Here is a 26,415-nt window from a genome sequence, read left to right on the forward strand (position 1 = left end):
TTAATCCTTCCGCTTTATAAGCTCACCACGGGCCGCTTTTTGGGTTTCCGTGAGGATGCCACGCAAAATATTCATTTCCGCCCGGCTGACCGAGCTGCGTCCGTACAACCGGCGCAGGCGCGCCATCAAGTGCCGTGGTTTTTCCGGATCGAGGAACTCGATGGCCACCAGGGTCTGCTCCAGGTGCTCATAGAATCGCTCCAACTCGTCCATGGTCGCCAGCTCCGTGCTTTTGACCGATGCCACTTCTTCCTTCTCGACCTTGCTCGGCTGGCCTTGGGCCGCGAGCCAGGACATGCGCACTTCATAGCTCAACACCTGCACCGCCGCCCCAAGGTTCAGCGAACTGAACGTCGGATCGGAGGGGATGTGCACGTGATAGTGACATCGCTGCAGCTCTTCGTTGGTCAGGCCGGAGTCTTCGCGACCGAACACCAGCGCGATTTCCGCGCCCTGTCCGGCTTCCTCGACCACTTTCGTCCCGCACTCGCGAGGATCAAGCAAAGGCCAGGGGATGCGACGGTCGCGGGCACTGGTGCCCAGCACCAGGTTGCAGCCGACCAGGGCATCTTCCAAGGTGGCGACGACTTGCGCTTTTTCAAGGATATCCCCGGCACCGGATGCACGGGCATCGGCCTCGTGGTGCGGGAACACGCGAGGATCGACCAGCACCAACCGCGACAGCCCCATGTTTTTCATGGCGCGCGCAGTACCGCCGATATTGCCCGGATGGCTGGTATTGACCAGGACGACACGAATGTTTTGCAGCAAGGGAGGCGCTCTCGAACACGATAATCGGGAGCGGGATCTTACAACTCATCCTACCGTTAAGCCATGAAAGCGAACGTCGTCCTTCTCCTGTAGAAACTTTCTGATAGAATGCTCGGCTTTCTTTAACAACCTTAGGTGACACATCCATGCAGCCAATGCTGAATATCGCGCTGCGCGCCGCCCGCGCCGCCAGTGAATTGATCTTCCGCTCCATCGAGCGCCTGGACACCATCAAGGTTGACGAAAAAGACGCCAAGGATTACGTATCCGAGGTGGATCGCGCCGCCGAACAGAAAATCATCGACGCCCTGCGCAAGGCGTACCCGAACCACTCGATCATGGGTGAAGAGACTGGCCTGCACGCCGGCACCGGGATCGAAGGCGAAGAATACCTGTGGATCATCGACCCACTTGATGGCACCACCAACTTCCTGCGCGGCATCCCTCACTTCGCTGTCAGCATCGCCTGCAAATACCGCGGTCGCCTGGAACACGCCGTTGTTCTGGACCCGGTTCGCCAGGAAGAATTCACCGCCAGCCGTGGCCGTGGCGCCCAACTGAACGGTCGTCGCCTGCGCGTCAGCGGCCGCACCAGCCTGGACGGCGCCCTGCTGGGTACCGGTTTCCCGTTCCGTGACGACCAGATGGACAACCTCGACAACTACCTGGGCATGTTCCGCGCCCTGGTTGGCCAGACCGCCGGCATCCGCCGCGCCGGCTCCGCCAGCCTGGACCTGGCCTATGTAGCCGCTGGTCGTTTCGATGCGTTCTGGGAATCGGGCCTGTCCGAATGGGACATGGCAGCAGGCGCCCTGCTGATTCAAGAAGCCGGCGGCCTGGTGAGCGACTTCACCGGCGGTCACGACTTCCTCGAAAAAGGCCACGTCGTTGCCGGCAACACCAAATGCTTCAAGGCAGTCCTGACGGCCATCCAGCCGCACCTGCCGGCTTCGCTGAAGCGCTAAGCTGCACAGCGACCCAAAAAAGCACCCTTCGGGGTGCTTTTTTTTATGCCTGTGAATTGCCATCCCACCACCCCCTCGATTCCTGTGGGAGCTGGCTTGCCAGCGATAGCAGTGGGTCAGCCACCACATCTGGCACAGTTAATACCGCCATCGCGGGCAAGCCCGCTCCCACAGGTGTTTACGGTGTTCCCGGGGTACAAAAAAAGCACCCCGAAGGGTGCTTTTCTTTACAGCTATCTCAAGCCAATCACTGCTGCGCTTGCGACAGGATCAACCTACCTTCCTTATCCACAGGAATCTGATTCCCCGGATCGCGATCCATTCGCACTTTCCCCTCTTTGCCATCCAGCGAGTACCGCACGTCGTAACCCACCACCTTGTCGCTGATGTCGTTCACCGTATTACAACGGGTCTGCGTCGTGGTGTAGGTGTCACGCTCCTGCATGCCCTCCTGAACCTTGTTACCGGCGTAACCACCGCCGACCGCACCGGCAACCGTGGCAATTTTCTTGCCGGTACCGCCGCCGATCTGGTTACCCAGCAAACCACCTGCCAGCGCGCCGACTACCGTACCGGCGATCTGGTGTTGATCTTTGACCGGCGCCTGCCGGGTGACGGTTACATCCTTGCATACTTCACGTGGAGTCTTGATTTGCGTCTTGACCGGCTCAACAGCAAGTACTTGCGCGTACTGCGGACCGTTATCTTTAACCAGGCTGTAGGTGGCCACAGCACCCCCGGCAGTGACACCGACAGCACCCAGTACAGCACCAACCAGCATCGACTTGTTCACATGAACCTCCTGACCATCTCATGCGGGACGCGCCCGCGCTTCTCCCAGCCTTGGAGCATAAAAAAAGGCGCGAGTTCAACTCGCGCCTTCTTGGACTACATCGCTGAGAGAAATTTCACTCAAGGACGGTCGTCGATTTCCTTCTCGGTGTTAGCCGGAGGAATCAGGTCTTCAGTGCTCAGGTTCAACCAGATCAGCACTACGTTGGCGATGTAGATCGACGAGTAAGTACCCGCCAATACACCCACCAGCAGCGCCAGGGAGAAGCCGTGCAGGTTGTCGCCACCGAAGAACAGCAGTGCGGCGATTGCCAGCAACGTGGACACCGAAGTCGCGATGGTCCGCAGCAGGGTCTGAGTGGTCGAGATGTTGATGTTCTCGATCAGGCTGGCCTTGCGCAGTACGCGGAAGTTCTCACGAACCCGGTCGAATACCACGATGGTGTCGTTGAGCGAGTAACCGATGATCGCCAGTACCGCCGCCAGCACCGTCAGGTCGAAGGTGACCTGGAAGAACGACAGGATACCGATGGTCACGATCACGTCGTGGATCAGGGAGACGATCGCACCGACGGCGAATTTCCACTGAAAGCGGAACGCCAGGTAGATCAGGATGCCGCCCAGCGCCATCAGCATGCCGAGGCCGCCCTGGTCGCGCAGTTCTTCACCCACCTGCGGGCCCACGAACTCGACGCGCTTGACCGTCGCCGGGTTCTCGCCGCCGACTTTCTGCAGCGCATCGGCTACCTGATGGCCCAACTGTGGATCTTCACCCGGCATACGCACCAGCAGATCGGTAGTCGCACCGAAGTTCTGCACGATGGCTTCGTGATAACCGGCGGTCACCAGCTGCTCACGCACCTTGGTAACATCGGCCGGACGCTCGTAGGTCAGCTCGATGAGCGTACCGCCGGTGAAGTCCAGACCCCAGTTCATGCCCTTGTGGAACACACTGAACAGCGCCAGTGCGGTCAGGAACAACGTGACGCCGAACGCGAAGTTGCGGACGCCCATGAAATTGATTGTACGTAACATGGCAGCCCCTTAAATCCACAACTTCTTGAAGTCACGACCGCCGAAGATCAGGTTGACCATCGCGCGGGTGACCATGATGGCCGTGAACATCGAAGTCAGAACCCCGAGGGACATGGTTACCGCAAAGCCCTTCACGGGACCGGTACCCATGGCGAACAGGATGCCGCCCACCAGCAAGGTGGTCAGGTTGGCGTCGAGAATCGCGGTGAATGCCCGGCTGAAGCCTTCGTTGATGGCGCGCTGTACGGTCATGCCCGCGGCAATCTCTTCACGGATACGCGAGAAGATCAGTACGTTGGCGTCGACCGCCATACCCATGGTCAACACGATACCGGCGATACCCGGCAGGGTCAGGGTCGCACCCAGCAGCGACATCAGGGCCAGCAGCATCACCATGTTCACCGCCAGAGCGACGGTGGCGATGATGCCGAAGAAGCGGTAGATGGCGATGATGAACAGCGAGACGAACAGCATGCCCCACAGCGAAGCATCGATACCCTTGGTGATGTTGTCCGCACCCAGGCTCGGGCCGATGGTGCGTTCTTCAGCAAAGTACATCGGAGCGGCCAGACCACCGGCACGCAGCAGCAGCGCCAGTTCCGACGATTCGCCCTGGCCGTTCAGGCCAGTGATACGGAATTGAGCACCCAGCGGCGACTGAATGGTCGCCAGGCTGATGATCTTCTTCTCTTCCTTGAACGACTGCACCGCCACGTCTTTCTCGACGCCATCGACCACTTGCTTGGTGTAAGTGGTGATCGGACGCTGTTCGATGAAGATCACCGCCATGCTGCGGCCCACGTTCGAACGGGTCGCGCGGCTCATCAGCTCGCCACCGTGGCCATCCAGACGGATGTTCACTTCTGGCGTGCCGTGCTCGCCGAAGCCGGCCTTGGCGTCAGTCACCTGGTCACCGGTGATGATCAGGCCACGCTCGATCTGTGCCGGCGGACGCTTGCCTTCACGGAATTCGAAGGTTTCGGAAGTGGCTTTCGAAGCACCAGGCTCTGCAGCCAGACGGAACTCCAGGTTGGCCGTCTTACCCAGGATACGCTTGGCTTCTGCGGTGTCCTGCACGCCCGGCAGCTCAACCACGATGCGGTTGGCGCCCTGACGCTGGACGATCGGTTCGGCAACACCCAGTTCGTTGACGCGGTTACGTACCGTGGTCAAGTTCTGCTTGATGGAGTATTCGCGGATTTCCGCCAGCTTGGCCGGGGTCATCGCCAGACGCAGCACCGGTTGACCGTTCAGGTCGGCCGGAACAATGTCGAAATCGTTGAAGTTCTTGCGGACCAGAGCGCGGGCCTGTTCGCGGGTCGCTTCGTCAGTGAAGCCCAGCTGAATGGCACCGCCCAGTTGCGGCAGGCTGCGATAGCGCACTTTCTCTTTGCGCAGCAGGCTCTTGACGTCGCCTTCGTAGACTTTCAGGCGCGCATCGAGCGCTTTGTCCATGTCCACTTCCAGCAGGAAGTGCACACCACCGGACAAGTCCAGACCCAGCTTCATCGGGTGCGCAGCCAGGTTGCGCAGCCATTGCGGAGTGGTTTGTGCCAGGTTCAGTGCAACGACGTAGTCATCGCCCAACGCCTTGCGCACGACGTCCTTGGCAGGCAACTGGTCTTCAGCCTTGACCAGGCGAACCAGACCGCCCTTGCCGCCAGCCGTCAGCGAAGTCGCCTTGACGTCGATGCCGGACGCCTTGAGCGCAGCGCTCACGCGATCCAGATCGGCCTCGGTGACCTGCAGCGCAGTGCTTGCGCCACTGACCTGAATGGCCGGGTCATCGGGATACAGATTGGGAGCGGAATAAATCAGACCGATCGCCAGCACCGCCAGGATCAGAATGTATTTCCACAGAGGATATTTGTTCAGCATCACGCCGCCCGTTTATGACGCGGGGCGCCTTGCGCGCCCCGTCGATTGAGAATGAAGTTGAAGCTTTTAGATCGCTTTGAGCGTGCCTTTTGGCAGCGTGGCGGCAATAGCGCCTTTCTGGAACTTCATTTCGACGGTGTCGGACACTTCCAGCACCACGAAATCGTCGGCAACCTTGGTGATCTTGCCAGCGATGCCGCCGGTGGTCACAACTTCGTCACCCTTTTGCAGGCTGCTCAGCAGATTCTTCTGCTCTTTGGCGCGTTTGGCCTGTGGACGCCAGATCATCAGGTAGAAGATGACCAGGAAGCCGACCAGGAAAATCCACTCAAAACCACCACCCATCGGGGCTGCGGCTGCCGGTGCAGCACCGTCTGCCATGGCATTAGAGATAAAAAAGCTCATTTAGCACTCCAGTTGCAAATGTTGAATCTTGGGGTCAGAAAACTCAGTCCAAAGGCGGAACAGGCAATCCGCGTTTGGCGTAGAAGGCATCGACAAAGGCGGCCAATGTACCCTGTTGAATAGCCTCGCGCAAACCAGCCATAAGCACTTGATAATGGCGCAAGTTATGGATGGTATTGAGCATGCTCCCCAGCATTTCGCCGCACTTGTCCAGGTGATGCAGGTAAGCGCGGGAGAAGTTCTGGCAGGTGTAGCAATCGCAGGTCGGATCGAGCGGCGAATCATCATGGCGATGGAACGCGTTACGGATCTTCAGCACGCCGGTGTCAATGAACAGATGCCCATTGCGGGCATTACGGGTTGGCATCACGCAATCGAACATGTCCACACCGCGGCGCACACCCTCCACCAGATCTTCCGGTTTGCCAACGCCCATAAGGTAACGAGGTTTGTCAGCCGGCATCATGCCCGGCAGATAATCCAGCACCTTGATCATTTCATGCTTGGGCTCGCCCACCGACAGACCACCAATGGCCAGGCCGTCGAAGCCGATCTTGTTAAGGCCTTCGAGCGAGCGCATGCGCAGATCCTGGTGCATGCCGCCCTGAACGATGCCGAACAGCGCCGCGGTGTTGTCGCCATGGGCGTTTTTCGAGCGCTGGGCCCAACGCAGCGACAACTCCATCGACACGCGGGCGACGTCTTCGTCGGCCGGGTACGGCGTGCATTCGTCGAAAATCATCACGATGTCCGAGCCCAGGTCGCGCTGGACCTGCATCGACTCTTCCGGGCCCATGAACACTTTGGCGCCGTCGACCGGCGAGGCGAAGGTCACGCCCTCCTCCTTGATCTTGCGCATGGCGCCCAGGCTGAACACCTGGAAACCGCCGGAGTCGGTCAGAATCGGGCCTTTCCACTGCATGAAATCGTGCAGGTCGCCGTGCTTCTTGATCACTTCGGTGCCCGGGCGCAGCCACAGGTGGAAGGTGTTGCCCAGAATGATCTCCGCACCAATCGCCTCGATATCCCGCGGCAGCATGCCCTTGACCGTGCCGTAGGTGCCCACCGGCATGAAAGCCGGGGTCTCGACGGTGCCACGGGGGAAGGTCAGGCGACCACGACGAGCCTTGCCATCGGTGGCAAGCAGCTCAAACGACATGCGACATTCGCGACTCATACGGTTTCCTCTGGGCCTGGCTCTTTAGGACCGGCAGGCGCGGGGTTACGGGTGATGAACATCGCATCACCGTAGCTGAAAAAGCGGTATCCGTTGTCGACCGCGGCTTTATAGGCCGCCATGGTCTCGGGGTAACCGGCGAACGCCGAAACCAGCATCAACAGCGTGGATTCGGGCAAATGGAAGTTGGTGACCAGGGCATCGACCACGTGAAACGGCCGGCCCGGGTAAATGAAAATGTCCGTATCGCCGCTGAACGGCTTGAGCACGCCATCGCGGGCAGCGCTTTCCAGGGAACGCACGCTGGTGGTCCCCACCGCCACCACGCGACCACCGCGAGCGCGGCAGGCCGCCACCGCATCCACCACGTCCTGGCCGACTTCCAGCCATTCGGTGTGCATGTGATGGTCTTCGATCTTCTCGACCCGCACTGGCTGGAACGTGCCCGCGCCCACGTGCAAGGTCACGAACGCCGTCTCGACGCCCTTGGCGGCAATCGCCTCCAGCAGCACCTCATCGAAATGCAGCCCCGCCGTCGGCGCCGCCACCGCGCCCAGACGCTGGGCGTAGACGGTCTGATAGCGCTCGCGGTCGGCGCCTTCATCGGGGCGGTCTATATAAGGAGGCAACGGCATGTGCCCGACGCGGTCGAGCAGCGGCAGGACTTCTTCGGCAAACCCCAGTTCGAACAGCGCATCGTGACGCGCCAGCATCTCGGCCTCGCCACCGCCATCGATCAGGATCTTCGACCCGGGCTTGGGCGACTTGCTGGACCGCACATGGGCCAGCACGCGATGACTGTCCAGCACCCGCTCCACCAGGATTTCCAGCTTGCCGCCGGAAGCCTTCTGGCCAAACAGCCGCGCCGGAATCACCCGGGTATTGTTGAACACCATCAAGTCGCCCGGGCGCAAATGCTCAAGCAAATCAGTGAATTGACGGTGTGCCAGGGCGCCGCTGACCCCATCGAGGGTCAACAGGCGACTATTGCGACGCTCGGCCAGTGGATGGCGGGCAATCAGCGAATCGGGGAGGTCGAAAGTAAAGTCAGCAACGCGCATGATGGGGTTCGTCTAGCAGGGCCGGGAAGTCTAGCGGAATTATGGAAAATTCTCCATGTACCTGATTGACCGGCGGTATTCACCTCTCTATACTCCGCGGCCATTGCCCTGATGGCGGAATTGGTAGACGCGGCGGATTCAAAATCCGTTTTCGAAAGGAGTGGGAGTTCGAGTCTCCCTCGGGGCACCACATAGCAGTATCTGAGAGTCTCTACCAGCCTCTCAGACCCAGAGAAACCGGCCACTTGGCCGGTTTTTTTGTGCCTGTCTGTCTACCCCTGTCTCCCCTTATTCGTTGTATCCCTGTATCCCTGCTTGTATCCTGAGAAAAATACCGAACTTTGGGATACAAGGATGAAGCGCGCAGATATCAAGCGCCGCCCTCTCGCAGACACGACACTTGCGGGGCTGGAGCCGGAATCAAAGGAATACCGGGAGCTGGACGGAAACGGCCTCTACTTCAGGGTCAAACCTGATGGAGGTAAGTCTTGGCAACTCCGCTACAAACGTCCGGCGGGCAATTGGGCTTGGATGGGGCTCGGGGGTTACCCGGAAGTCAGTGGTGCTTTGGCACGAGACAAAGCTGCTGAACTGCGCAAAGTAGTCAGTAGCGGTGCCGACCCCCTCGAGCAAAAGCGATCTGCGAAAGCGGCAATCGATGCGGCCAAAACTCGAACCTTTAAAGCGGCTGCTGATGCCTGGCTCAAGGCGAAAGAGGAAAAGGGTCTTGCACCCTCAACACTCAACAAAATCCGTACCTACCTCGATAAAGACATACTCCCGGCACTGGGAGACAAACCTCTCGACGAAATCACCCGTACTGACTGTGCAAACCTCCAGGCATCCATCGAAGCCAGGGACGCACACAACGTCGCGGAAAAGTGCCGTACCTGGATAAATCAAATCTTTGGGAGAGCCATCGGCTTAGGTCTAACTGAAAACGACCCGGGAAGCCGACTTCGCGATATCGCCGCCCAAGCCCCCAAAACTCAACAGCATCCTCACTTGCTGGAACCTGAACTGGGCGACTTTCTGACCGCGCTGAAAAACACCCCTAGCAGGCTGACGGCTCGAACTGCAGCATGGCTCTGCATATGGACGGCATCGAGGCCGGGCATGGTTCGCTTAGCTGAATGGAAAGAGTTCGACCTTGATAAAGCGATTTGGACGACACCCGCCGCCAAGATGAAAATGCGCAGAGATTTCGTGTGTCCACTTCCGAAGCAGGCGCTATCCGCCCTCAAAGAACTCCACTGCCTCACCGGGCGCAGTCGATGGCTATTCCCCGGAGTCGGCGCGAAGAACCCGACCATCAGCGAAAATACCATCAACAAAGTCTTTGCGACCATTGGTTACAAGGGCCGCTTGGTTGGCCACGGCACTCGCCATACCGCTAGCACTCTGCTCAGGGAACACGGCTGGCCGAAGGAACATGTGGAAGCGCAGCTTGCTCACAAAGAAGAGGGAATTTCTGGGGTATACAACAAGGCCCAATACTTTGAGCACCGTGTAAAGATGATGCAGTGGTACGCCGATCACCTTGATGCCCTCGCGAGCGGAAAGGTCATCAAGGGGCAATTTGGAAAAGCGGTATGAGTAAACCCATTCAATACCCCTCAAAAACCCACGTTACAGGTGTTACTCGTGTAACGACTTTCGCCAAGCATTTGAATTCATTAGCTTTCACGCCCGTTACACGACTGAGCAACTGTCCGTACACCTTGTGTGACACTGCCTTGATGTGTAACGCCCGACTCAAACTACGCTCGCTGCTGGCTGACGCTCGGGGCATGTGGCCACAGAGCGACTCACGCGGGTTACGCTTGCAAAACGCAGGGCGTGGGATTCAGCGCTACGCCAATAGAGCCATTGGCGATGACTGATTATCAACCCATTTTGCAATCAGCTTTAACCGCAGGTCTGATCCGATATCTCTCGGCACAACCGCTCTACGAGCTCTGCAATGAACAGCTCACCGATGTGTGCGATCTGATCAATCAATGTTGCCTGCGCATTCAGCCCGGCGACATCAACAGCGATCTCAGTAGCATGTGCATCAAAACAACGATGCATGAAGAGACAATTTTTCAGTACGCCTCAACCGACAACAGAGCCCGACTTGCACATTGGGTCCGCCAGTACAGCAACTGCCACTCAGCCTCAGAACGTGACGCGCATGCTGCCTATATCATGGCCTGCGCAGTAAAAGCCTTGGAAGCGTTGGCCGATTGGATGCGTGCTACCGACCAGAAAGCTTGGTCGCATTTTGCTGAGCCTCCGAGCGACTGGCCTTGGGATCTTTACTGTCAAGTTGTAGAAATGCAGGTCGACCCCAATGAACGCATCCAGGCCCTCGATCAGTTTGTACTGTACCTGGAGCCCATTACTTCACTGCCCTGCTTGATCAATGACGAGCTGACACCCTTGGCTGATGAGGCGATCGAGAACGCCATCCGTATTAAAGGGGGCGTTACCAGTGGTATGGAGCGTAATAAAGACATCGTTGCCCGTAACGCGGCAATCGTTCGTCAGGGGCGGCACTACTTGGCGAGCGGGATGCCCGAGAGGAACATCGCGACGGCGGTGCATGCCTGGCTAAAACGAGAAGTTGCCAAACCACCAAAACAGCGCCTCGATTGGGTAACTCTCGAAACAGAAAAGGCGCTATCGCGAAAATCCATTGACGCCATCCTCAAACGAAATTTCGTGCTGTAAACCAAAATTTCAATTGGAAGTGAACTGCTCACCGCCGACCAATCCCTAGACCATTGCTCTCGTTGTCCAAATCAATCGAGAGCAATACCTATGAACACCTCTGTCACCGATTTTCCCCGCAAGACACCCACCAACTCCCCGTCACTTTTTGATGCCGCTTCGACCTTGATCCGCATGCGTGAGGTGGAGGGCATCGTGGGCATGAAGCGCTCGACCATCTACAAACTGATGCAACGCACCGACTGCGGCTTCCCCCAGCCCGTCAAGCTGAGCAACAGCAATGCCCGTGGCGCTCCTGTTGCCTGGGTTCTTTCTGAAGTTCAAGCGTGGGCACGCAGCCGTATCGAGGCACGTGATCAGGTGGCTGCATGAGCCGCAAGATCGCCAATAACGCATTGATGCATCCCTTTTCCGTGCTACGCCAGATCGGCTTTTCAAACCGCCTGATGCAACGCCTAGAACGCTACCGCAGCCAACAGGACAAACAAGGCCGCGTGGTCGGCGTACTCAGCTGGGCCGATGGCACCTGGTGCGCCCTCTCCCTCCACTGCGAAAAAATTGGCGCCGTGATCGTCGACGAAGGTCAGCAAACGCAAGCCTACCAAGACGCCCGCTCCATGCTGAGCGGCGGATTTCTGCCTCTTCTCTCCCTGCGCTGGGAAACCCATGCCTGAAACGAAAACGCCTCCGGGGGCGATCCGGAGGCGTTGAGGTAAATCTACATGCACGATCAATTTATGCCGCACCTGAAAAATCTGCAAGCCATCTGTACGGTTGCACTTTCGAAAAACGGACGTTACTCTCAAGACATCGCTGCAAAATCAGCGATTGGGCTTGGCGGCCCAAACAGTACAAGGCGCAACAGCGCCCCCATTACGATTGCAGGCGCTTTTTTTGTGCCCGCATTCCCGTGTTATGGCGGGTTGCGTAGGAGCACCCTAGGGTGCGCCGGTCTCCTTGTACGCCGGTCCGCCAATCCTGCGCAATCCGTCACCCTCATCTGCTTGGCGGCAGACGGTGGCGGTTCCTCAGTACAAGGAGCCTTCACAAATGCAACACACCCTCAATCCGTCCAAAATTCGCGCCGCTGCACACCGTGCAATGGCTCTCGCCGCTTTACACGCCAATTCCAGCCTCGCAACACGCCTCACCCGCTACAACAACCACATGGCCAAAGCCCGCGCACTCGAAACCGCAGGGGGTGCCCAATGAACAGCCCCCTGAGTTGCGCCCTGCCTGAAGACCTGCTGTGCGTCAGCAAAACCGTCGAAGCCGGCGTGCCCATCGACGCCATCACCTGCGCCATCGAACGCGCTGATTCGGTACTGACGCTGCTAGAGGATCACTTCGAAAACGAATCCTCGCGCCTCTCTAACCACGTCATAGCCGCCGTCCTTTGGGACGTGCGCGGAACCCTCGGCCTGATCAAGACGCTCGCCTTGCACGGCGACACCACTTCCACTCCTGCAGTGCAAAAAGGGGGTGCGCTATGACCATGTCCACCACCCTTGGCCACGCCACCTTTTCCCGCGTCAACTCTACCGAGTTAAAGCTGTTTCGGGTCAATGCCGGTATCCCGGTTGAAGACGCGCTGGAGATGGTGTCGCTGCTGCAGCATCACGCCAACCAGCTCACTTTCGACGCCGCCATGAGCGATCAGGGTGACCGTTTCAGCTGGCCGGCTCTGTACCTGGGCGAGATGGCCAAAGCGCTGATCGATGACATCAACGACGCGCTGTTTCTGTCGAGGGCTGACACATGAACCAACGCCCGAATAGCGCTGCAAAACGCCCGAGCTTTGCCGACGTGAAAGCCGCCGCGCAGAAAGAAATTGATCGAGTGCTTTCGCACTGGCTGCCCAACGGCAAGCGCGTGGATGGCGGCAAGGAATACACCGCCCCGAATCCTACCCGCAATGACAAGCGCGCCGGCTCGCTCAAAGTTAACCTGAGTAAAGGCACCTGGGCTGACTTCGCCACTGGTGATAAAGGCGGCGACCTGATCGATCTGGTGCGTTATCTGGACGGCGGAACTGATGTCGAGGCTTGCAACAAGCTGGCGAACCTGCTGAACGTCTCGGCAGGTTCCGTCCACACAAAGCCCGCCCCTAGCAAAGCCAAATCACCTGAGTGGATCGCCATTCAGCCGATCCCGGCCGACGCAATGAACAGGTGTCCGGCCAAACACCGACAATACGGTGTGCCGTCCAAGGTGTGGATCTATCGTGATGTGCAGGGCCAGCCACTTTTGGCGCTCTACCGCTTCGACCTCGGTCCCGATGAAGACGGCAAGCGGAAGAAGGTCTTTGCACCACTGACATGGTGCGAGCGCGTCGATGACCAAACTAAGCAATGGCGCTGGCAGGGCCTGCCAGATCCACGCCCTTTACTGCGCCTTGATGAACTGACCCAGCGCGCGACTGCTCCGGTTGTTCTGTGCGAGGGTGAGAAGGCTGCCGATGCTGCCGCCGAACTGCTGGTCAACTACGTGGCCACCTGCTGGCCGAACGGCTCCAACTCATGGCACAAAGCTGATCTGTCACCGCTCAAAGGTCGCGACGTACTGTTGTGGCCAGACAACGACATAAGTGGCAAAGCTTGCATGGAAGCAGTCGCTGACAGGCTGTGCGAAATCGGCGCTGCTTCGGTCCGTGTTATCGCCTTGGAGGTGTTCAAACGCAAACCCACGCTGAAGAACGAACGTGCCGCCTTCGCCAAAGGTGGTCAATGGGACGACGGCGACGATGCGGCTGATGCACTCGCCAAAGGCTGGACCGAGGCCCACATCGCAGAGCTGGAAAGCAGTGGTGAACTGTTCGGTTTGGCTGTGGAAAAGTCCGTGAGCGAGCAGGCCAAAATCAACCCTGAACCAAAGACGAAAACACCAGCCAAGCGTCCCGCAAAATCGAAAAATGACCTGATACCCGGTGGCTTTCGCCTGACGCCCGAAGGTGTGTTTTATGCCGGCGACGACGGCGAGGCGCGCCCAGTGTGCTCCCCTCTCGAAATCCTTGCCCGCACCCGTGATCACAAGGGCCACAACTGGGGCCTACTGGTCGAGTTCGACGATCCGGATGGCACCAAGAAGCGTTGGAACATTCCAGCGCGCACCATGACCGGAGACTTCGGGAAAGACGTTCTCGGCCCGTTGGTGGACATGGGGCTGCGTCTAGCGGGTAGCCGCTCAGGACGCAACGCACGCAACGACCTGCAGAGTTACCTGGGTGGTTTCGACAGCGCGCAACGGGCGAGACTGGTCACTCGTTTGGGTTGGCACGACAGCGCCTTTCTGTTGCCCGAGCAACAAGTCGGCGCGCACAGCGAACACCTGCACTTCTACGAGGCTGGCGCACAGCTTCCGCCGATCAGCGAAGCGGGCACGCTCGAGCAGTGGCAACAGCAGATCGGCGCGTTGTGTATCGGCAACCATCGCTTGGCGTTTGTCGTCGGTGTTGCGTTCGCAGGCCCCCTGCTGCACATGCTCGGTCATGAGTCGGGCGGTTTTCACCTGTACGGCGACAGCTCCGGCGGCAAGACCACTCACTTGCAGGTGGCCGCCTCGATCTACGGCGGGCCGCGCTTGGTGCGCTCCTGGCGTTCCACCGACAACGCGCTGGAATCCATCGCCGCCGCGCATTCCGACGGCCTCCTGGTACTGGACGAGATCGGCATGTGCGACCCACGCATCATCGGCGAGACGGTGTACATGCTCGGTAACGGCACCGGCAAGGCCCGCGCCAATGACCGGGGCCAAGCTGGCCGACAGGTGCAGGAGTGGCGCTTGCTGTTTCTTTCCACCGGCGAGAAGACCTTGGCCCAGCACATGGCCGAAGCCAACAAGGAACTGAAAGCGGGCATGGAGGTGCGCATGCTCGCCGTCCCGGCCGATGCCAGCAAAGGCCTCGGCATGTTCGATGCGCTCAACGGTTTCGAGGATGCGGCGACGTTGTCTGACGCGCTCAAGGCGCGGGTAGCGAACTACTACGGCACTCCGCTCACTGCCTTCCTGACGGCGCTGTGCGAACCCGGTAAGCGTCACGGCTGGTCGGCCATCCTGCGCCGCACGCTGGAAGGCTTTATCGCCCAATCGCTCCCGGTATCAGCCAGCGGACAGGCACACCGAGCCGCTGCTCGCTTCGGCCTCGCGGCTGCAGCCGGCGAGCTGGCCACCGCAATGGGCATCACCGGCTGGCCTGATGGGACGGCCACTACTGCGGCTCGCGTGTGCTTAAACGCCTGGCTAAACGAGCGTGGCGGCGCCGGTAATCTCGAGGGTGATGCGATATTGGCCCGGCTGCGCCAGGTCATCGAGCGCTTCGGCGAAAGCCGCTTCACCCGCTGGGAATCAGCGGCGGCAAAGATCGACGAACACGGCCCACGCACCATCGACCGACTCGGCTTTCGCAAAACGCTCGAGCACGGCATGGGCGACACCATGCACACCACCAACACCTATTACGTGCTGCCCGAGGCGTGGCGCTCCGAGATTTTCCGGGGCATGAACATCAACGCCGTGAACAAGGAACTGCTACAGCGTGGCGTACTGGAACCGGCCAGCGATGGCAAGGCGTCGAGCTTGGTCCGGTTACCCGGCCTCGGCCCGCAACGCTGCTACATCGTGAAGACGATTCCTGGAACGAATGAGAGCGAGGCTCGGGCTGCCTGAGGGCATCTCCGCTGATTGAGGAAGCGCCGGCTCGTTCCCGGCCTCGCCAGCCGCTCATTCAACCCATTATCAAATTGCACAGGACCAACGCAGATGAACGAACTTCAAGTAACGGCAGAGCAACGCGAACCACTGACTCCTGAAACGGAAAGCCTTCAGCCGTCACTGCTTTCCGAGACATCGCTGGGCAGCAGAGAAACGAAAGATCAATCGGATTGCACAGAACAAGCGCGGGCACAGGAGATCCAAGCATTGAAGGATCGACGAGACCAACTACTCAGCGAAGCAGAACGCCTGCATACCCAATTGCGTCCTTATGAGGCAGCGCTGGAAAGCGATGAACCTATCGATCCTGATCAAAAACGCGACATTCGAAACAAATACAGCGACCTCAAAAGGGTATTCGATTCACGTCAATACGAAGCCCACCTTTTGGATCAGAAGATTAGCCGACGTGAAGAGCTCATAAACTGCGACTCACTCATGGCTGGCTACGTTGAGGCGATGACAATTTGGAAGGCCGACGAACAAGCGCTGAATGAAAAACGGCAAAGCCTCAGCATCCGCCTGGAGCAAATCCAGCAACAAGCAACCGACGATATGGCTAAAGCTCGGCAAGCCGAAACAGATGCAGCGACGGCCTATGCGCAAGCGGTGGCTTGGGGCGACACCGAGGGCGAGAAAAACGCCAACACCGATGCCGTGAAGGCGGCGAAAAACCTAGCCACGGCAACCGAACATAATCGCCGACAACAGCTGATCATCACTGCCCTCGAACAAGAGTTAATTACAGTCGATCGATTCATCACCGAAGCTCAAGAAGAACACTCCGCCATCGAGAGAAAAGCCCTCCTTCTTGCGCATACCGTGTTAGAGGAAAAGTGGAATCAAGCGGCCCAGGCGTTACTTGATGTAGGTGGGAAGCTTTGGGCTTCTTATCGTCTGATTGACCGGGATCAAATCGCCCTCATGAATCTGGTTCTCCCGGAACAGGGCGAAAATTTCCACGATTGGAAATCCCGTGATCTCGCAGAACGCTCATACAAGTACACAGCCCATGACGTATTGATGATGTAACACCTGCTCAACCGACACAGCCTACGTATGTTGGCTATTCAACCCCACAAGGAAGATACGAATGAACGCACAGATACAAAACGTCCCAAATCGGAACGAGGCGCTGAGAGAGCGAAAAGCACATATGGCGGTACTGTTGAATCTTGTTGATAGACTCTCGAGCAAAGCCACGAACGTACAGACGATGACCATCAATTTAATCAAAGCGGAAATGAGCCTAATCGACAGCCAATTATGAAGCGTCTGTAAACCCAACAAGCCCACCACAAGGGCGTAAATCGCCCTTGTTTGTCGTGACCCTTTCAAAAAACCTTTGACCGACAGCCGGCGGCAATAGAGGCCGCCATTGTGGTGGTCACTCGTTAGAACAGCACTCTCTTATGCACTTCTTCCCTGTGGCTTTTTCAAATACGGATCGGAGTGCGAACAGGAAGCACCGCATGAATCCAGTTGGCCTGCGTCAATGCCCGAACTCCATCGCTTCTAACATCAGGATTTCCATCCAGTGCACGTAGCGTGACGATAATAGTAACCGGCAGCGCGTGTGTCAGCGCTGGCTCGAAAGCTCGAAGCATTGCCGTGGCTTGAAGTCCCCAGGTTTCAACAGCTGTTCCTTGTGGAAAACTCTTACGATGAACCTTCACCGGCGACCATTTGCTTCCATGCTCTACTTGGGCGGTTTCGTACCCACTCTGCCCCTCTTCTCCGTCCATCGGGACCTTGCCTTTGATGTTATTACCGTCGATTTCACCAAAGCTGAGCTCAACATTGGCCCGGACGTATTCACTGCCTGCACCTGGATCAACTGGAGGTGCATAGGCAGCGGTGATGATGATCTCACCTCGAAATTTTCCGTTATGAATCAGAGCTTCGGGAATCGGATAAGGGGCCTTTCGCCAGCGCATTCCTGGCACCAAGTCGGCTTGGAAAACCATCGTGAAGCTGTCGTCGCTGTCATACAGGCATTTTAGAATAGCCTCAGGCCGGCCCGCTCCATGGTATCGGCGCTCGAAAGGTTCGTAATCAGGTGACGATAGTTGCGCAGAATGAATCATTAGAGCCTTTACCAGTGCCGGTGTCGGAGTCAAAGCTCCGTGTCCGGTCACTGCTAACCAAGCATTGGCAGCCATCGCAGAAGCGATGGGTGTTGCGTAACTGGTACCGAAATCATAGCTGAGCTGATTACCCGGTGTGAGCACCTTGAGGCTGCTAGGACCAGCCGCCCAGGGGGCATGAACCCCTCCTCCAACATGAGTTATATCTGGCTTTGGAGTGAATACTGGGCCCGGTCCGCAACGCGAGTAAGGCGCGGGATGCCCGACCGCTGAAAGCGCCCCAGCAGCGTCAACATGAGAGACCGACCCGACTGTTAGCGCCCTGACAGATTCACCAGGGCATGAAACACGATCGGCTAGCTGTGCCGGGTTCGGCCAAGTCCGTCGCGGTTGATCGAGATAGTTGCCAGCCGCGACAACGAAGAGGACACCATACTTATCACTGAGATCATCCAGCGCCATGGACATTTCGCTGAAACTTTGCTCATCGCACGCCGCCCCACCAAGCGAAAGGTTCCAGACTTTGATGTCCGGTCGGCGTTGAACCGCCTCCCGTAACCTCAGTTCCAGCTCGCCGAAGGAAGAACCTCGGGCTTCCAGCGCACATACATCATGCACATAAGCCTGCGTTTGAGGTATCCAGGAATGTCCATCATTGAAATGTGCCGCACCCGCGACGAGAGATGCGACTGCCGTGCCATGTTCGAAATTGGTATCAGGCGGAAGGACGTAGGTGTCGCGACTTTTTACCCAATCGGATATCGCAACAGCGTCTCTGCTCACCCCTGTATCAAAGACTGCGACAGTAGGATAAATAATGTTCGCAGAGGCCGCTGTGCTGCCTGATGCAGCTGTTACAGGCACACTTACAGAGTTCCGACTATAGAAAGTAGGCTCGGCGTAAATCTGACGTGCGCCGGGGTAGTCTAGCAAGCTATCAAGAGCTGTTTCATTGAGTCGATCTAGGCGGCGAATCGCGATGAGAGGTAAGCCTCTACCGATGGGAATCTCGGAATACTCAATGTTCAGTGACTTCAAGAGCCGGATGATGGCTTCTTGGTTGATGCTGTTTATATCTGACCGCTGATATTGGAAGAGTCTCAGCAAACCGCTTCCCTTCAGTAATAATTCAGCGGGGCCTCCAGGGTTGCGACGAGCCCGCCCCCAGGGCTCGATCCCTTCGATAGCGCTGAGGTTGGCGGTAATTACTTTCGTTTTACGCTTCAATATTGCATTGTTGAGCGCTGAGATCGCGGTCCCGTCCGCGGAAACCAACATCTCGTCAATTTTAGCGTGACCCGCAGGTTGAAGCCCCGTTTCCTCGGCAATTTCGACTGGCCTATGAGACTTCGCAATACCTTTTTCCCTTAGTCGAAAGATGAACGTCGACAGTTGCGATGGATATCTTTCGCGCTCGCCTGAAAGGGCTGAAGAAGCTTTCAGCAAAGTCTCCGATAGAGTCTGCCGGTACTCGTCATCAACGGGCACTAGAAGCTTTTTGCCGCCGCCCGGAGGACGCTCTACTGAACTGAGATCTCTGGGGGAGAATGGGACGTGAATAAAGGGGTTGTCAGTCCGGGGTTTGGGTCGATCCTGGATTGACTCTGAGCCTTTCTTGCGTGCCATGGTCGCTGCCTTCCTTGATAACCTTGCCTATATGCCTTGTCGATAGACCGTAAAGCTTCGCGAGGGCCCTGATGGAAAAATGCTTAGGGGACCACTCTCGCAGCCAATGAATCTCCGCCTCGACGGTTGATAGCAGTATGCCACTTGTAATCGCCAGATTTAAACCTAGCCGCCGTGTTAGCTCTAACTCACTTATTTCGCTGCCGCTGGCAAGAACTGTCGCTCGCTTCGTATCAAGACAGACCTGCTCAATGTTTGAACCAGTAATACCGGCAGAGATATCTGCGAGATGGTTCAGATCGATCCCTTCAATCGTGTACGGCAACAAAAATTGTGCCCATAGCTGCTTACGCAAAGCAGTGTCTGGAATCGGCATTGGTACGCGGAAACCGAAACGTCGCCACACCGCCGGATCCAGCAAGCGGTCATGATTCGTGGCGGCAATCACTACCGTGCTTTCCGTTATCGCATCGATGTTCTGCAGCAGCGCAATGACAACGCGCTGAAGTTCTCCAACGTCTCGCTCATTACCCCTCGCGCTTGCCAAAGCATCAAATTCGTCGAGGAGGAGTACGCAGGGCCTTTGTTGTGCGAACTCAAAAACCCGTCTGAGATTTCTGCTGGTCTGACCCAAAAGGCTACTCACAAGCGTATCGCAGCGTACTGTGAGCAGGGGCAGATTTAGCTTTGCAGCTACGTAGCGTGCCAGCTTGGTTTTTCCGGTTCCTGGCAACCCATAAGCCAGTAGCCGACTCGGCATCGCCGCATTGACACGGGCAAGCTCGTCGTAGCGCTGGACATTGGCAATAAACTCACCAATTCGGGATGCAATCGCACTCGGTAGCAGAAGAGGGGCATCGTCCTCCTTAGGATGGCTTACATCCACAGTGTGCAGATGGCTTTCACCGTCAACAGGTAGGTTCCCGAAGCTGACCCCGTTGGAAGCGTCTTGCACACTTGCTAGCGCCACAGGTGCCCGGGCTAGCCGCTCGCGAATCAAGCGCGCTTGCTTGCCCTCTCCAGCCTGGTCCAACTTCTCAGCAAGCAGCCCAGCATAGTTCGAGGCCATACTGGCATTAGCTCTCAGGGCGCCGTCCAATATTTTGAGTATTTCCGAGAGATGTTCCAAGATCGCTACCAACCCACAAATTCGTTTCAAATTTTGGCGTTAGTGTAACGCAAAAGGCCATTTCCGCTACACAATCCGCCATTTATGAAACACCCCTTGGCAATTGTCACTCACCTTGGCAGAAGCGAAATGCCCTAGAGAGCTATAGGGGGTCGGAAGGTCGATTCACGGTGGGAGTGTTGGATTGCTAAGAAAAAGGCGACATCGATAAGGCACGCTTTGACTTACTGCATCCTTGCGTAAACGCTCAGCAACGGAGCTGCTATGGTTTCCTAGACACGCTGTCTCCATGGACACAGGAGCGATCACAGAAAATACTGATTAAGCTAGGCTAGGTGCTGGGTTCACCGGCCAATGAACGCTCATACAGAAGCAGTCATCGAAGCACTCCAAGCTGAATTTAATTATTTAGGGTTCTAGGGATGGATTATTACTACCATCCTACTTGCGTACCTAAAACGTCCACCACCAACACATTAATATCCTCGTCTTTAAGCTTAGTCAGACCATGGTAAAAAGCATATCTCCAAGAGTTGTAATCGCCGCTTTCTTGACATAGATGGAATTCGTATAAAACGACTTCCCTTCTAAACTCCACTATAGTTGGCCAGCGCCTTGCTCTTCTTCTAACATCCGAGAATAGGGCCTGACACTTATTAAAGTAAGCTATCTCGTCAACAGAGGAGTCAATATGGTGGTCAACTCTACAAATTTCATCTTCAGTTAGACCGCTCTGGTCATAAAGCAAGGCACCAAATTCGGGAACTCCGTGCTCAGCCTTAATACTTACATATAGCGATACTCGGCTAAGAAGAGCTTTGTCGAAATAAGGGTGCAATAACGCGATTGGCGCACCATACTCATTTATATTATTTCGCTTCGTATTGCAACCTCCACAGGAGGGCATCAGGTTTAAGCTAAACACAGAAAACTCTGGATAGCACGCTTTGGGCAGGTAATGCTCAATGGTTCTGGCTCCATCTCCGCCGCAAAATGGACAGCTATCCAGGCCGTTGTAGTTGATAAGGTCGATCCATTCCAGACTTGCTGCCTTTGGTCTATTCTCATATGCAGAGACTAATGCTTTTTTCTGTTCGTCGCAGGTATTTATAGGTTGTGTTATCGGCAACCCCTTTGTTCTCACGTAGCGGCGATAAGCATTCTTGATATCTAACTCAATCGGCTGAAGAATAACATAATGACCGGTTATTGCCGGCAGCATAGATCTGTCTGCTATTTTCTTATAATGTAAAGACCTCAACTCAAGACTCCTTACTTTTGAGATGATGCTTTACTTTGATTAGCATATCCATGCTCAGGATATCACTGTAGCGCTTAATAATATCTTCTAGCGATATCTTTCTTTCAACTATCTGATTTACTATTTTATCATTGAATGACTCCACCAAGCTGTCACCAAAAATAGTTTCGGAAAGTTCTGACACGCTAGCACCCAAGGTTTTTATGTAGAATTGATCGATCGCGACAGTGCTATCTTGTTTTTTTCGAAAAACGTGGACACAGTGCGATGGTGTTTCACGTACAACATAGACAGAGTGGGTGGCAACTACAGCTACTGACGAAGTCGCCACCAAGACCTCGTAAAGTAAATTCATAAACTCTGTTATCAGATTCGGGTGTAGATGCGTTTCTGGCTCATCTATTAAAACGAGAGTACCTTGATCTGCCACGGACAAAAAATGGGTGGCAAATCGGAAAAACATTTTTTGCCCGCTACTTAAAGGTATAGCTAACCTTGCCTCAGTCCTAAATGCTAAGTCCCTGGTTTCATTAATATTATTTAGGATATCCAAGACCCTGAGCTCGTTACCTCTGACTGCGGCTAATGGAATCCAAGCATTACCTAGCTCGTCAAACATTTTTGCACTGTCTTGTAACTTATTGTGCACAGGTATTAATAACTGTGCATCGGGTACAGCTTTTTGCATGATTTTTTTGAAAAGAACGAAACGCTCCTCACTTCCCAGCCTATCTTCGCTTCGAATCAGGTCAGCTAGTTGATGCGCCAAGCCTGACTTTTCTTCTAGCCCCATATCAAAATAAAGATAATCGAACGCTCCTCTTAAGTTTGCTCGCCGCGGCAAAATATTGTGAGGATCTGTGGAGTAAACACAAACACGACTAAACGACGGTAAATCACTCCAATTTTCACTGCATTCATTTTCGTCTGGCACGGCGAGACCGCCGTCTTGCTCGAAAAGCTGGGAGGGAATACGCGACTCAGAGACTGAGTTGACTTTTTCTTGTACCGCCAAGATGAGATTTTTTAAGTACCTAGTCTTTCCGACCCCATTCACCCCGATTAGGCAGTGTACTCGGTCAGGTATTAAATCATTGTCACGATAAGTGAAATTTACCGTGTAAGTAGAAGCTTCACGTGGCTTGGTAGTAAAGCTAAATGGAATCCTAGCATCGATCGGTGGCTGTACCCGATTCCCTTTAAAGTATCCGTATTTGAAAGCTTTGTACGGCCCACTTTTCCTTATTACTCCATTGGCAAACTGGGGCGTATCCACGACCAATCGATAGGTATCATTGCTGATTTTTTCGTTTATGAGCAAAGAGTTAAGCTCTCCAAGGCTCAATAACACTTCATCATAAGCATCAGGTGCCAACACTTCCGCCAAACGCTTATATTCATCCACAGATGAAAGAACACAAACAAATGGCGGAAACTTAATATTAGGAGGAAATCCAGGCAACTCCTTTTTATGTATACCAATAAGCCGCTTCACCCAAGCGCTAATATTACTTTCTGGTTGATCGCTTGGAAAAGGAACAAGCCTTATATTTGCCTCATGAACAACCCCACTTGCAAGAAATCTAGCCTGAGCATGAAAATTATAGCCAAAGTCATTCCACCCGGTATTTACTGGAAATATATTTATAGTTTTTTCTGTACTGGGGTTGGAAGCGCTTTCAGTTACAGTCGTGGCCCACATTTAAAATCCTTTTCTAGTGCGATCTTTTATGAATTTTATTGGAGAATTTTTATATCCGAGAATAAAAAACAACATACACCCAACAAGAACACAACTCGATTCAACATCCTACTATAGCATCAAAGGACCTTTTTAATGGCACCCTGCGTGGCTTACTAATATACATATAAGGCCTGATCGAAAGTGCATACACGTAAAATTGCCCTCAAAGATTTTTATCATGACTTGTCCTGGAACTCTATCCGTCTGGGCGAGCCGGACTGATTTTTATTCTTGGCAAGCAGTGCTACTGTCACTACCGCCTAGCCTGACAAGATGTTACACCAAGCAGTGTTGTTACACCTCGTATACCAAACGCACCCAGCAAGCGTTACACAGAAAAAACCCTTTAAATTCAGTTAATTACCCATGGCTGCCACACCAGTTACACGCGTTACACCAGATTTAATAGGTACCCGCCCCACTCCCCATTAGTAACGAGCGCCATCCGCGAGCAGCACCCAGCGAGAGCCTAGGGCCCCTGAGTCGATTAGAGAGACACGGGGTCGGAAACCCGCGGGATCGTGGTAGCGGCAGGCGGTCCAACTTACTGAAATTTCAGGCACTGAAATTGAAATGATTTCTCAGAAAGAGAGGCTTCGTTACCGCATTGGTAATAGTGACAGTCCATCCCCGGAGAGATAGGGCAAATGCACTGGTGAACCTCAGTTCACCGAGTTCACCTGTTCACTAAGCTGGCACCTTTTCCTCTAACTCGATCCCGCGGGTTTCCGACCCCGTATCAACCCATTCGTCCCAGGGTCCCCAGCAGGTCTGCCATGTGGGATCATCTCTATAAACCCCGCGCTCAGACTAAGGAAAGAAGATGCTCATCGACTTTAATGAAGTGACTTACCATCAGGACTGGGAGTGCTTTGCTATGGCCTTCGTCGAGATTCTGGGGCTGGATATAGAGGCGCGATGTGCGGTAGGACCAGACGGCGGTAGGGATTTCATCGCATCCGAGAATGTGCGCTTTGGTGGTAAATATCGCTGGCTGGTGAGCTGTAAACACCGTAGCAGTGGGACCATTGGCAGTAGTGATGATGAGGCTAAGGATCACCGACTCAGAGAATTTCAATGCAATGGATTCATGTTCGTCTACAGCCGACCGCTCACCTCGGGATTGCTACAATCCTTTGAACGCGTTCAAGCGAATACTGGTGCTGGGCTCAAGATTTTCACTGATCGCGAAATCGAATCGACACTCGTAGGAAGCCCTGATTTTTATCTTTTGATTCGTCAATATTTCCCTAAATCTTGGGAGCGTCTGGCCCCTGCTCTTCAAAGTAATGACTGTGATTGTGGGCATACGGCGGGCAATATTTATCTGATTCCATTTACAGATCCCCGGACACGGCAGGTCGAACACCAACTCTGCTGCGACTACTGTGGATCGCATACCACTGAAGCTATGAGCAGGGAAAACGTACATTACGGACAACCAATTCTGATTCACCCTGAGCCCTACTGAACACGCGACTAAACCTGGGCTAATCAGCTAGCGATCAGAATTATGTATCCCTACTTGTATCCCAATGCTTAAAATAGCTCTGCAGGCCTCAGCCCATATGGAACACTCCAGTCTCCCTCGGGCACCAAAATTAAGAAAGGTCTTGCGAAGCAAGGCCTTTTTTTTCGCCTGAAGAAACACCCCGCCCCCCCTGTAGGAGCTGCCGAAGGCTGCGATCTTTTGATCTTGCTCTTCTCTTCCACCCTTAACCCCGCTCGACCCTTTCACAAGGACCCGACCATGGAATCACACCTGGAAACCGTCGCCCTCTACTCCCTCAAACTCGCCTACGAAACCGAAGACCAAAGCCCGATTCTGCGTGATGACCTGGTGATGGGTGATTACCAGCGGGATGTGTTTGAGCTTCTGGTGCGGCGTGGAGATGTTGAGGGGATTCAGGTGAAGGTGGGTGAGTGTGTGGGGTTGGCGTTGGACGCGGTTGGGGGTGTGGAGAAGCCGTTGGGGCGGGAGTTGGGGAGGTTGGTGGGGGAGTTTGCCGAAACTCAAACGATGTCGCAGCTTGATGGTCCGCTCATCGCACTTAGGGACTATCTGAAAGACATTCAATAAATCAAGGTTGGTTTGGTCTCACCAGCTTCCCATTCCGTCACGCGAGCCGGTTTCACGGGTAGCTTTTTTGCCACTTGCTCAGTGGAAAGGCCTGCTCGCTCTCGAGACCATGTAAGCAGGCTGGGATCGACTAGGGCGGCTTGGCTCATGGGATGACAGGCAATTCAGATGGGGTCAGTAAGGGTTGGCGCACATATCTAAAAGATACGTCGGCTTGGTGCTGATTCCCGTTATCTGGCATTACCGTTCTCCTTGGCGATGAAAGGTCTGATGGCAGCGACTAGAGATTAGTAGAGCTTCTGAAATGAGGCGACCAGATGGAGCGCGCGATTATGATTGAAATCCGCGACGACCCGAAGCGCAAAAATGTAACCCGGTGACGGATGGCATTGGCATATTTAAAGGGCTTCACACTCGATGGACCGGCAAACATTTACACGCATTCTGGAAGGTTGCGGTAAACGGATGTGCACGATACCCTCCCACCCGTCGCTGCAAATTCAGCGACCGGGCTTGGTAACCCGAGGTAAATCACTGCGTAACAGCGCCATGCTTTCGCAGGCGTTTTTTTTCGCCTGCGGTCTGCGTCATGGCGGCTGTGCGTGGGACGTCTTCGGACGTGCCGGTTTCCTTGATTTCCCGGTTTACCAACCTGCGCACAGCTGCCGCCCATTCGCTTGGTAACGAATGCGGCAGCTCCTTGTTGTATCAAATCAGGGAGTTAGATATGCGCAATAGAAATCCGTACAAAACCTGCCCTTCCCCCCTACGCAATCCCCAATCGCGTCCCCCCCTCTCCCATTGCCTCTCCCTCACCGGAGGTGGCCAATGACCGAGCAACCCGAACTCAAAACCATCGGCCTGACACCCGCGATCTATTGCGCGGATCAACCGCTGTTCCATGTCACTCGCGACGTTCCGCTGGGTGATGCGTTGAGCATGGCTTCCGATTTTCTGTTTCTTGCCAAGGCGCTGACCA

General features: G+C 55.4%; 24 protein-coding genes, 1 tRNA gene and 1 pseudogene. 14 read left to right on the forward strand and 12 right to left on the reverse strand.

What is annotated here, in order from left to right:
• Positions 1–771 carry a tRNA (cytosine(32)/uridine(32)-2'-O)-methyltransferase TrmJ gene (gene trmJ, locus HNO86_RS01535; RefSeq protein WP_175375260.1) on the reverse strand — a complete coding sequence of 257 codons (771 nt, stop codon included), beginning with the start codon at positions 769–771 and terminating at the stop codon, positions 1–3.
• Positions 772–917: 146 nt separating this feature from the next.
• Here trmJ and suhB point away from each other — a divergent pair, with 146 nt between their 5' ends.
• Complete coding sequence (gene suhB / locus HNO86_RS01540) at positions 918–1,736, forward strand: inositol-phosphate phosphatase (protein ID WP_085724358.1); 819 nt, start codon at positions 918–920, stop codon at positions 1,734–1,736.
• Positions 1,737–1,983: 247 nt separating this feature from the next.
• Here the strand turns inward: suhB and HNO86_RS01545 are convergent, their stop codons facing one another.
• From HNO86_RS01545 to queA, 6 genes are all read right to left on the reverse strand, one after another.
• A complete protein-coding gene (locus HNO86_RS01545; RefSeq protein WP_175375261.1) occupies positions 1,984–2,529 on the reverse strand; it encodes a glycine zipper 2TM domain-containing protein in 546 nt (181 codons plus the stop codon).
• 119 nt (positions 2,530–2,648) lie between these two features.
• The gene (gene secF / locus HNO86_RS01550) at positions 2,649–3,563 is read right to left on the reverse strand and encodes a protein translocase subunit SecF (RefSeq protein ID WP_175375262.1); all 915 of its coding nucleotides are present in this window, start codon (positions 3,561–3,563) and stop codon (positions 2,649–2,651) included.
• Positions 3,564–3,572: 9 nt separating this feature from the next.
• Complete coding sequence (gene secD, locus HNO86_RS01555; protein ID WP_175375263.1) at positions 3,573–5,441, reverse strand: protein translocase subunit SecD; 1,869 nt, start codon at positions 5,439–5,441, stop codon at positions 3,573–3,575.
• Positions 5,442–5,507: 66 nt separating this feature from the next.
• On the reverse strand, positions 5,508–5,846 hold the full coding sequence (gene yajC / locus HNO86_RS01560) for a preprotein translocase subunit YajC (RefSeq protein ID WP_110966483.1): 339 nt from the start codon (positions 5,844–5,846) through the stop codon (positions 5,508–5,510).
• Between the two features lie 43 nt (positions 5,847–5,889).
• Positions 5,890–7,005 carry a tRNA guanosine(34) transglycosylase Tgt gene (gene tgt / locus HNO86_RS01565; protein ID WP_175375294.1) on the reverse strand — a complete coding sequence of 372 codons (1,116 nt, stop codon included), beginning with the start codon at positions 7,003–7,005 and terminating at the stop codon, positions 5,890–5,892.
• A gap of 14 nt (positions 7,006–7,019) precedes the next feature.
• Complete coding sequence (gene queA / locus HNO86_RS01570) at positions 7,020–8,084, reverse strand: tRNA preQ1(34) S-adenosylmethionine ribosyltransferase-isomerase QueA (RefSeq protein WP_175375264.1); 1,065 nt, start codon at positions 8,082–8,084, stop codon at positions 7,020–7,022.
• A 105-nt stretch (positions 8,085–8,189) separates the two neighbouring features.
• Here queA and HNO86_RS01575 point away from each other — a divergent pair.
• The 10 genes from HNO86_RS01575 to HNO86_RS01620 all read left to right on the forward strand — a co-directional run bounded on the left by HNO86_RS01575 (position 8,190) and on the right by HNO86_RS01620 (position 16,541).
• A tRNA-Leu gene (locus HNO86_RS01575) sits at positions 8,190–8,274 on the forward strand.
• Between the two features lie 164 nt (positions 8,275–8,438).
• On the forward strand, positions 8,439–9,680 hold the full coding sequence (locus HNO86_RS01580; protein ID WP_175375265.1) for a tyrosine-type recombinase/integrase: 1,242 nt from the start codon (positions 8,439–8,441) through the stop codon (positions 9,678–9,680).
• Positions 9,681–9,959: 279 nt separating this feature from the next.
• Positions 9,960–10,799, forward strand: coding sequence for a hypothetical protein (locus tag HNO86_RS30155; RefSeq protein ID WP_256672526.1), 840 nt, complete (start codon positions 9,960–9,962; stop codon positions 10,797–10,799).
• A gap of 90 nt (positions 10,800–10,889) precedes the next feature.
• On the forward strand, positions 10,890–11,171 hold the full coding sequence (locus tag HNO86_RS01590) for an AlpA family transcriptional regulator (RefSeq protein WP_175375266.1): 282 nt from the start codon (positions 10,890–10,892) through the stop codon (positions 11,169–11,171).
• Complete coding sequence (locus HNO86_RS01595) at positions 11,168–11,473, forward strand: hypothetical protein (RefSeq protein WP_175375267.1); 306 nt, start codon at positions 11,168–11,170, stop codon at positions 11,471–11,473. Before HNO86_RS01590 ends, HNO86_RS01595 begins: the two co-directional genes overlap by 4 nt.
• A 376-nt stretch (positions 11,474–11,849) precedes the next feature.
• Positions 11,850–12,011 carry a hypothetical protein gene (locus tag HNO86_RS01600; protein ID WP_175375268.1) on the forward strand — a complete coding sequence of 54 codons (162 nt, stop codon included), beginning with the start codon at positions 11,850–11,852 and terminating at the stop codon, positions 12,009–12,011.
• A complete protein-coding gene (locus tag HNO86_RS01605) occupies positions 12,008–12,292 on the forward strand; it encodes a hypothetical protein (RefSeq protein ID WP_175375269.1) in 285 nt (94 codons plus the stop codon). Before HNO86_RS01600 ends, HNO86_RS01605 begins: the two co-directional genes overlap by 4 nt.
• Positions 12,289–12,561: a DUF3077 domain-containing protein gene (locus tag HNO86_RS01610; RefSeq protein WP_175375270.1), complete on the forward strand. Its 273-nt coding sequence runs from the start codon at positions 12,289–12,291 to the stop codon at positions 12,559–12,561. Before HNO86_RS01605 ends, HNO86_RS01610 begins: the two co-directional genes overlap by 4 nt.
• Complete coding sequence (locus tag HNO86_RS01615; RefSeq protein ID WP_175375271.1) at positions 12,558–15,464, forward strand: DUF927 domain-containing protein; 2,907 nt, start codon at positions 12,558–12,560, stop codon at positions 15,462–15,464. The genes HNO86_RS01610 and HNO86_RS01615 overlap by 4 nt, the downstream gene beginning before the upstream one ends.
• 93 nt (positions 15,465–15,557) lie before the next feature.
• Positions 15,558–16,541: a chromosome segregation protein SMC gene (locus HNO86_RS01620; RefSeq protein ID WP_256672527.1), complete on the forward strand. Its 984-nt coding sequence runs from the start codon at positions 15,558–15,560 to the stop codon at positions 16,539–16,541.
• Between the two features lie 404 nt (positions 16,542–16,945).
• Here the strand turns inward: HNO86_RS01620 and iteS are convergent, their stop codons facing one another.
• The 4 genes from iteS to HNO86_RS01640 form a co-directional block, all read right to left on the reverse strand.
• A complete protein-coding gene (gene iteS / locus HNO86_RS01625; protein ID WP_175375272.1) occupies positions 16,946–19,222 on the reverse strand; it encodes a S8 family anti-phage peptidase IteS in 2,277 nt (758 codons plus the stop codon).
• Complete coding sequence (iteA, locus tag HNO86_RS01630) at positions 19,167–20,351, reverse strand: anti-phage ATPase IteA (RefSeq protein ID WP_218583508.1); 1,185 nt, start codon at positions 20,349–20,351, stop codon at positions 19,167–19,169. The genes iteS and iteA overlap by 56 nt, the downstream gene beginning before the upstream one ends.
• 433 nt (positions 20,352–20,784) lie before the next feature.
• Positions 20,785–21,573: a hypothetical protein gene (locus HNO86_RS01635; protein ID WP_175375273.1), complete on the reverse strand. Its 789-nt coding sequence runs from the start codon at positions 21,571–21,573 to the stop codon at positions 20,785–20,787.
• A 40-nt stretch (positions 21,574–21,613) separates the two neighbouring features.
• Positions 21,614–23,314 carry an AAA family ATPase gene (locus HNO86_RS01640; protein ID WP_175375274.1) on the reverse strand — a complete coding sequence of 567 codons (1,701 nt, stop codon included), beginning with the start codon at positions 23,312–23,314 and terminating at the stop codon, positions 21,614–21,616.
• An 865-nt stretch (positions 23,315–24,179) separates the two neighbouring features.
• Between HNO86_RS01640 and HNO86_RS01645 the strand changes: the two genes are divergently transcribed.
• Positions 24,180–24,827, forward strand: coding sequence for a hypothetical protein (locus tag HNO86_RS01645; RefSeq protein WP_175375275.1), 648 nt, complete (start codon positions 24,180–24,182; stop codon positions 24,825–24,827).
• Positions 24,828–25,106: 279 nt separating this feature from the next.
• Positions 25,107–25,436 carry a hypothetical protein gene (locus HNO86_RS01650; protein ID WP_175375276.1) on the forward strand — a complete coding sequence of 110 codons (330 nt, stop codon included), beginning with the start codon at positions 25,107–25,109 and terminating at the stop codon, positions 25,434–25,436.
• On the opposite strand, the pseudogene HNO86_RS01655 reads toward HNO86_RS01650, so the two are convergent.
• Positions 25,436–25,585 (reverse strand): annotated as a pseudogene (locus HNO86_RS01655) (multiprotein-bridging factor 1 family protein); the annotation flags it as partial. The gene HNO86_RS01650 and the pseudogene HNO86_RS01655 overlap by 1 nt on opposite strands.
• Before the next feature lie 679 nt (positions 25,586–26,264).
• On the opposite strand from HNO86_RS01655, the gene HNO86_RS01660 reads away from it, so the two are divergent.
• The coding region (locus HNO86_RS01660; protein WP_175375277.1) for a DUF3077 domain-containing protein at positions 26,265–26,415 on the forward strand (151 nt) is incomplete at its 3' end.

Source organism: Pseudomonas sp. C1C7 (assembly GCF_013359595.1).
Classification (GTDB): domain Bacteria; phylum Pseudomonadota; class Gammaproteobacteria; order Pseudomonadales; family Pseudomonadaceae; genus Aquipseudomonas.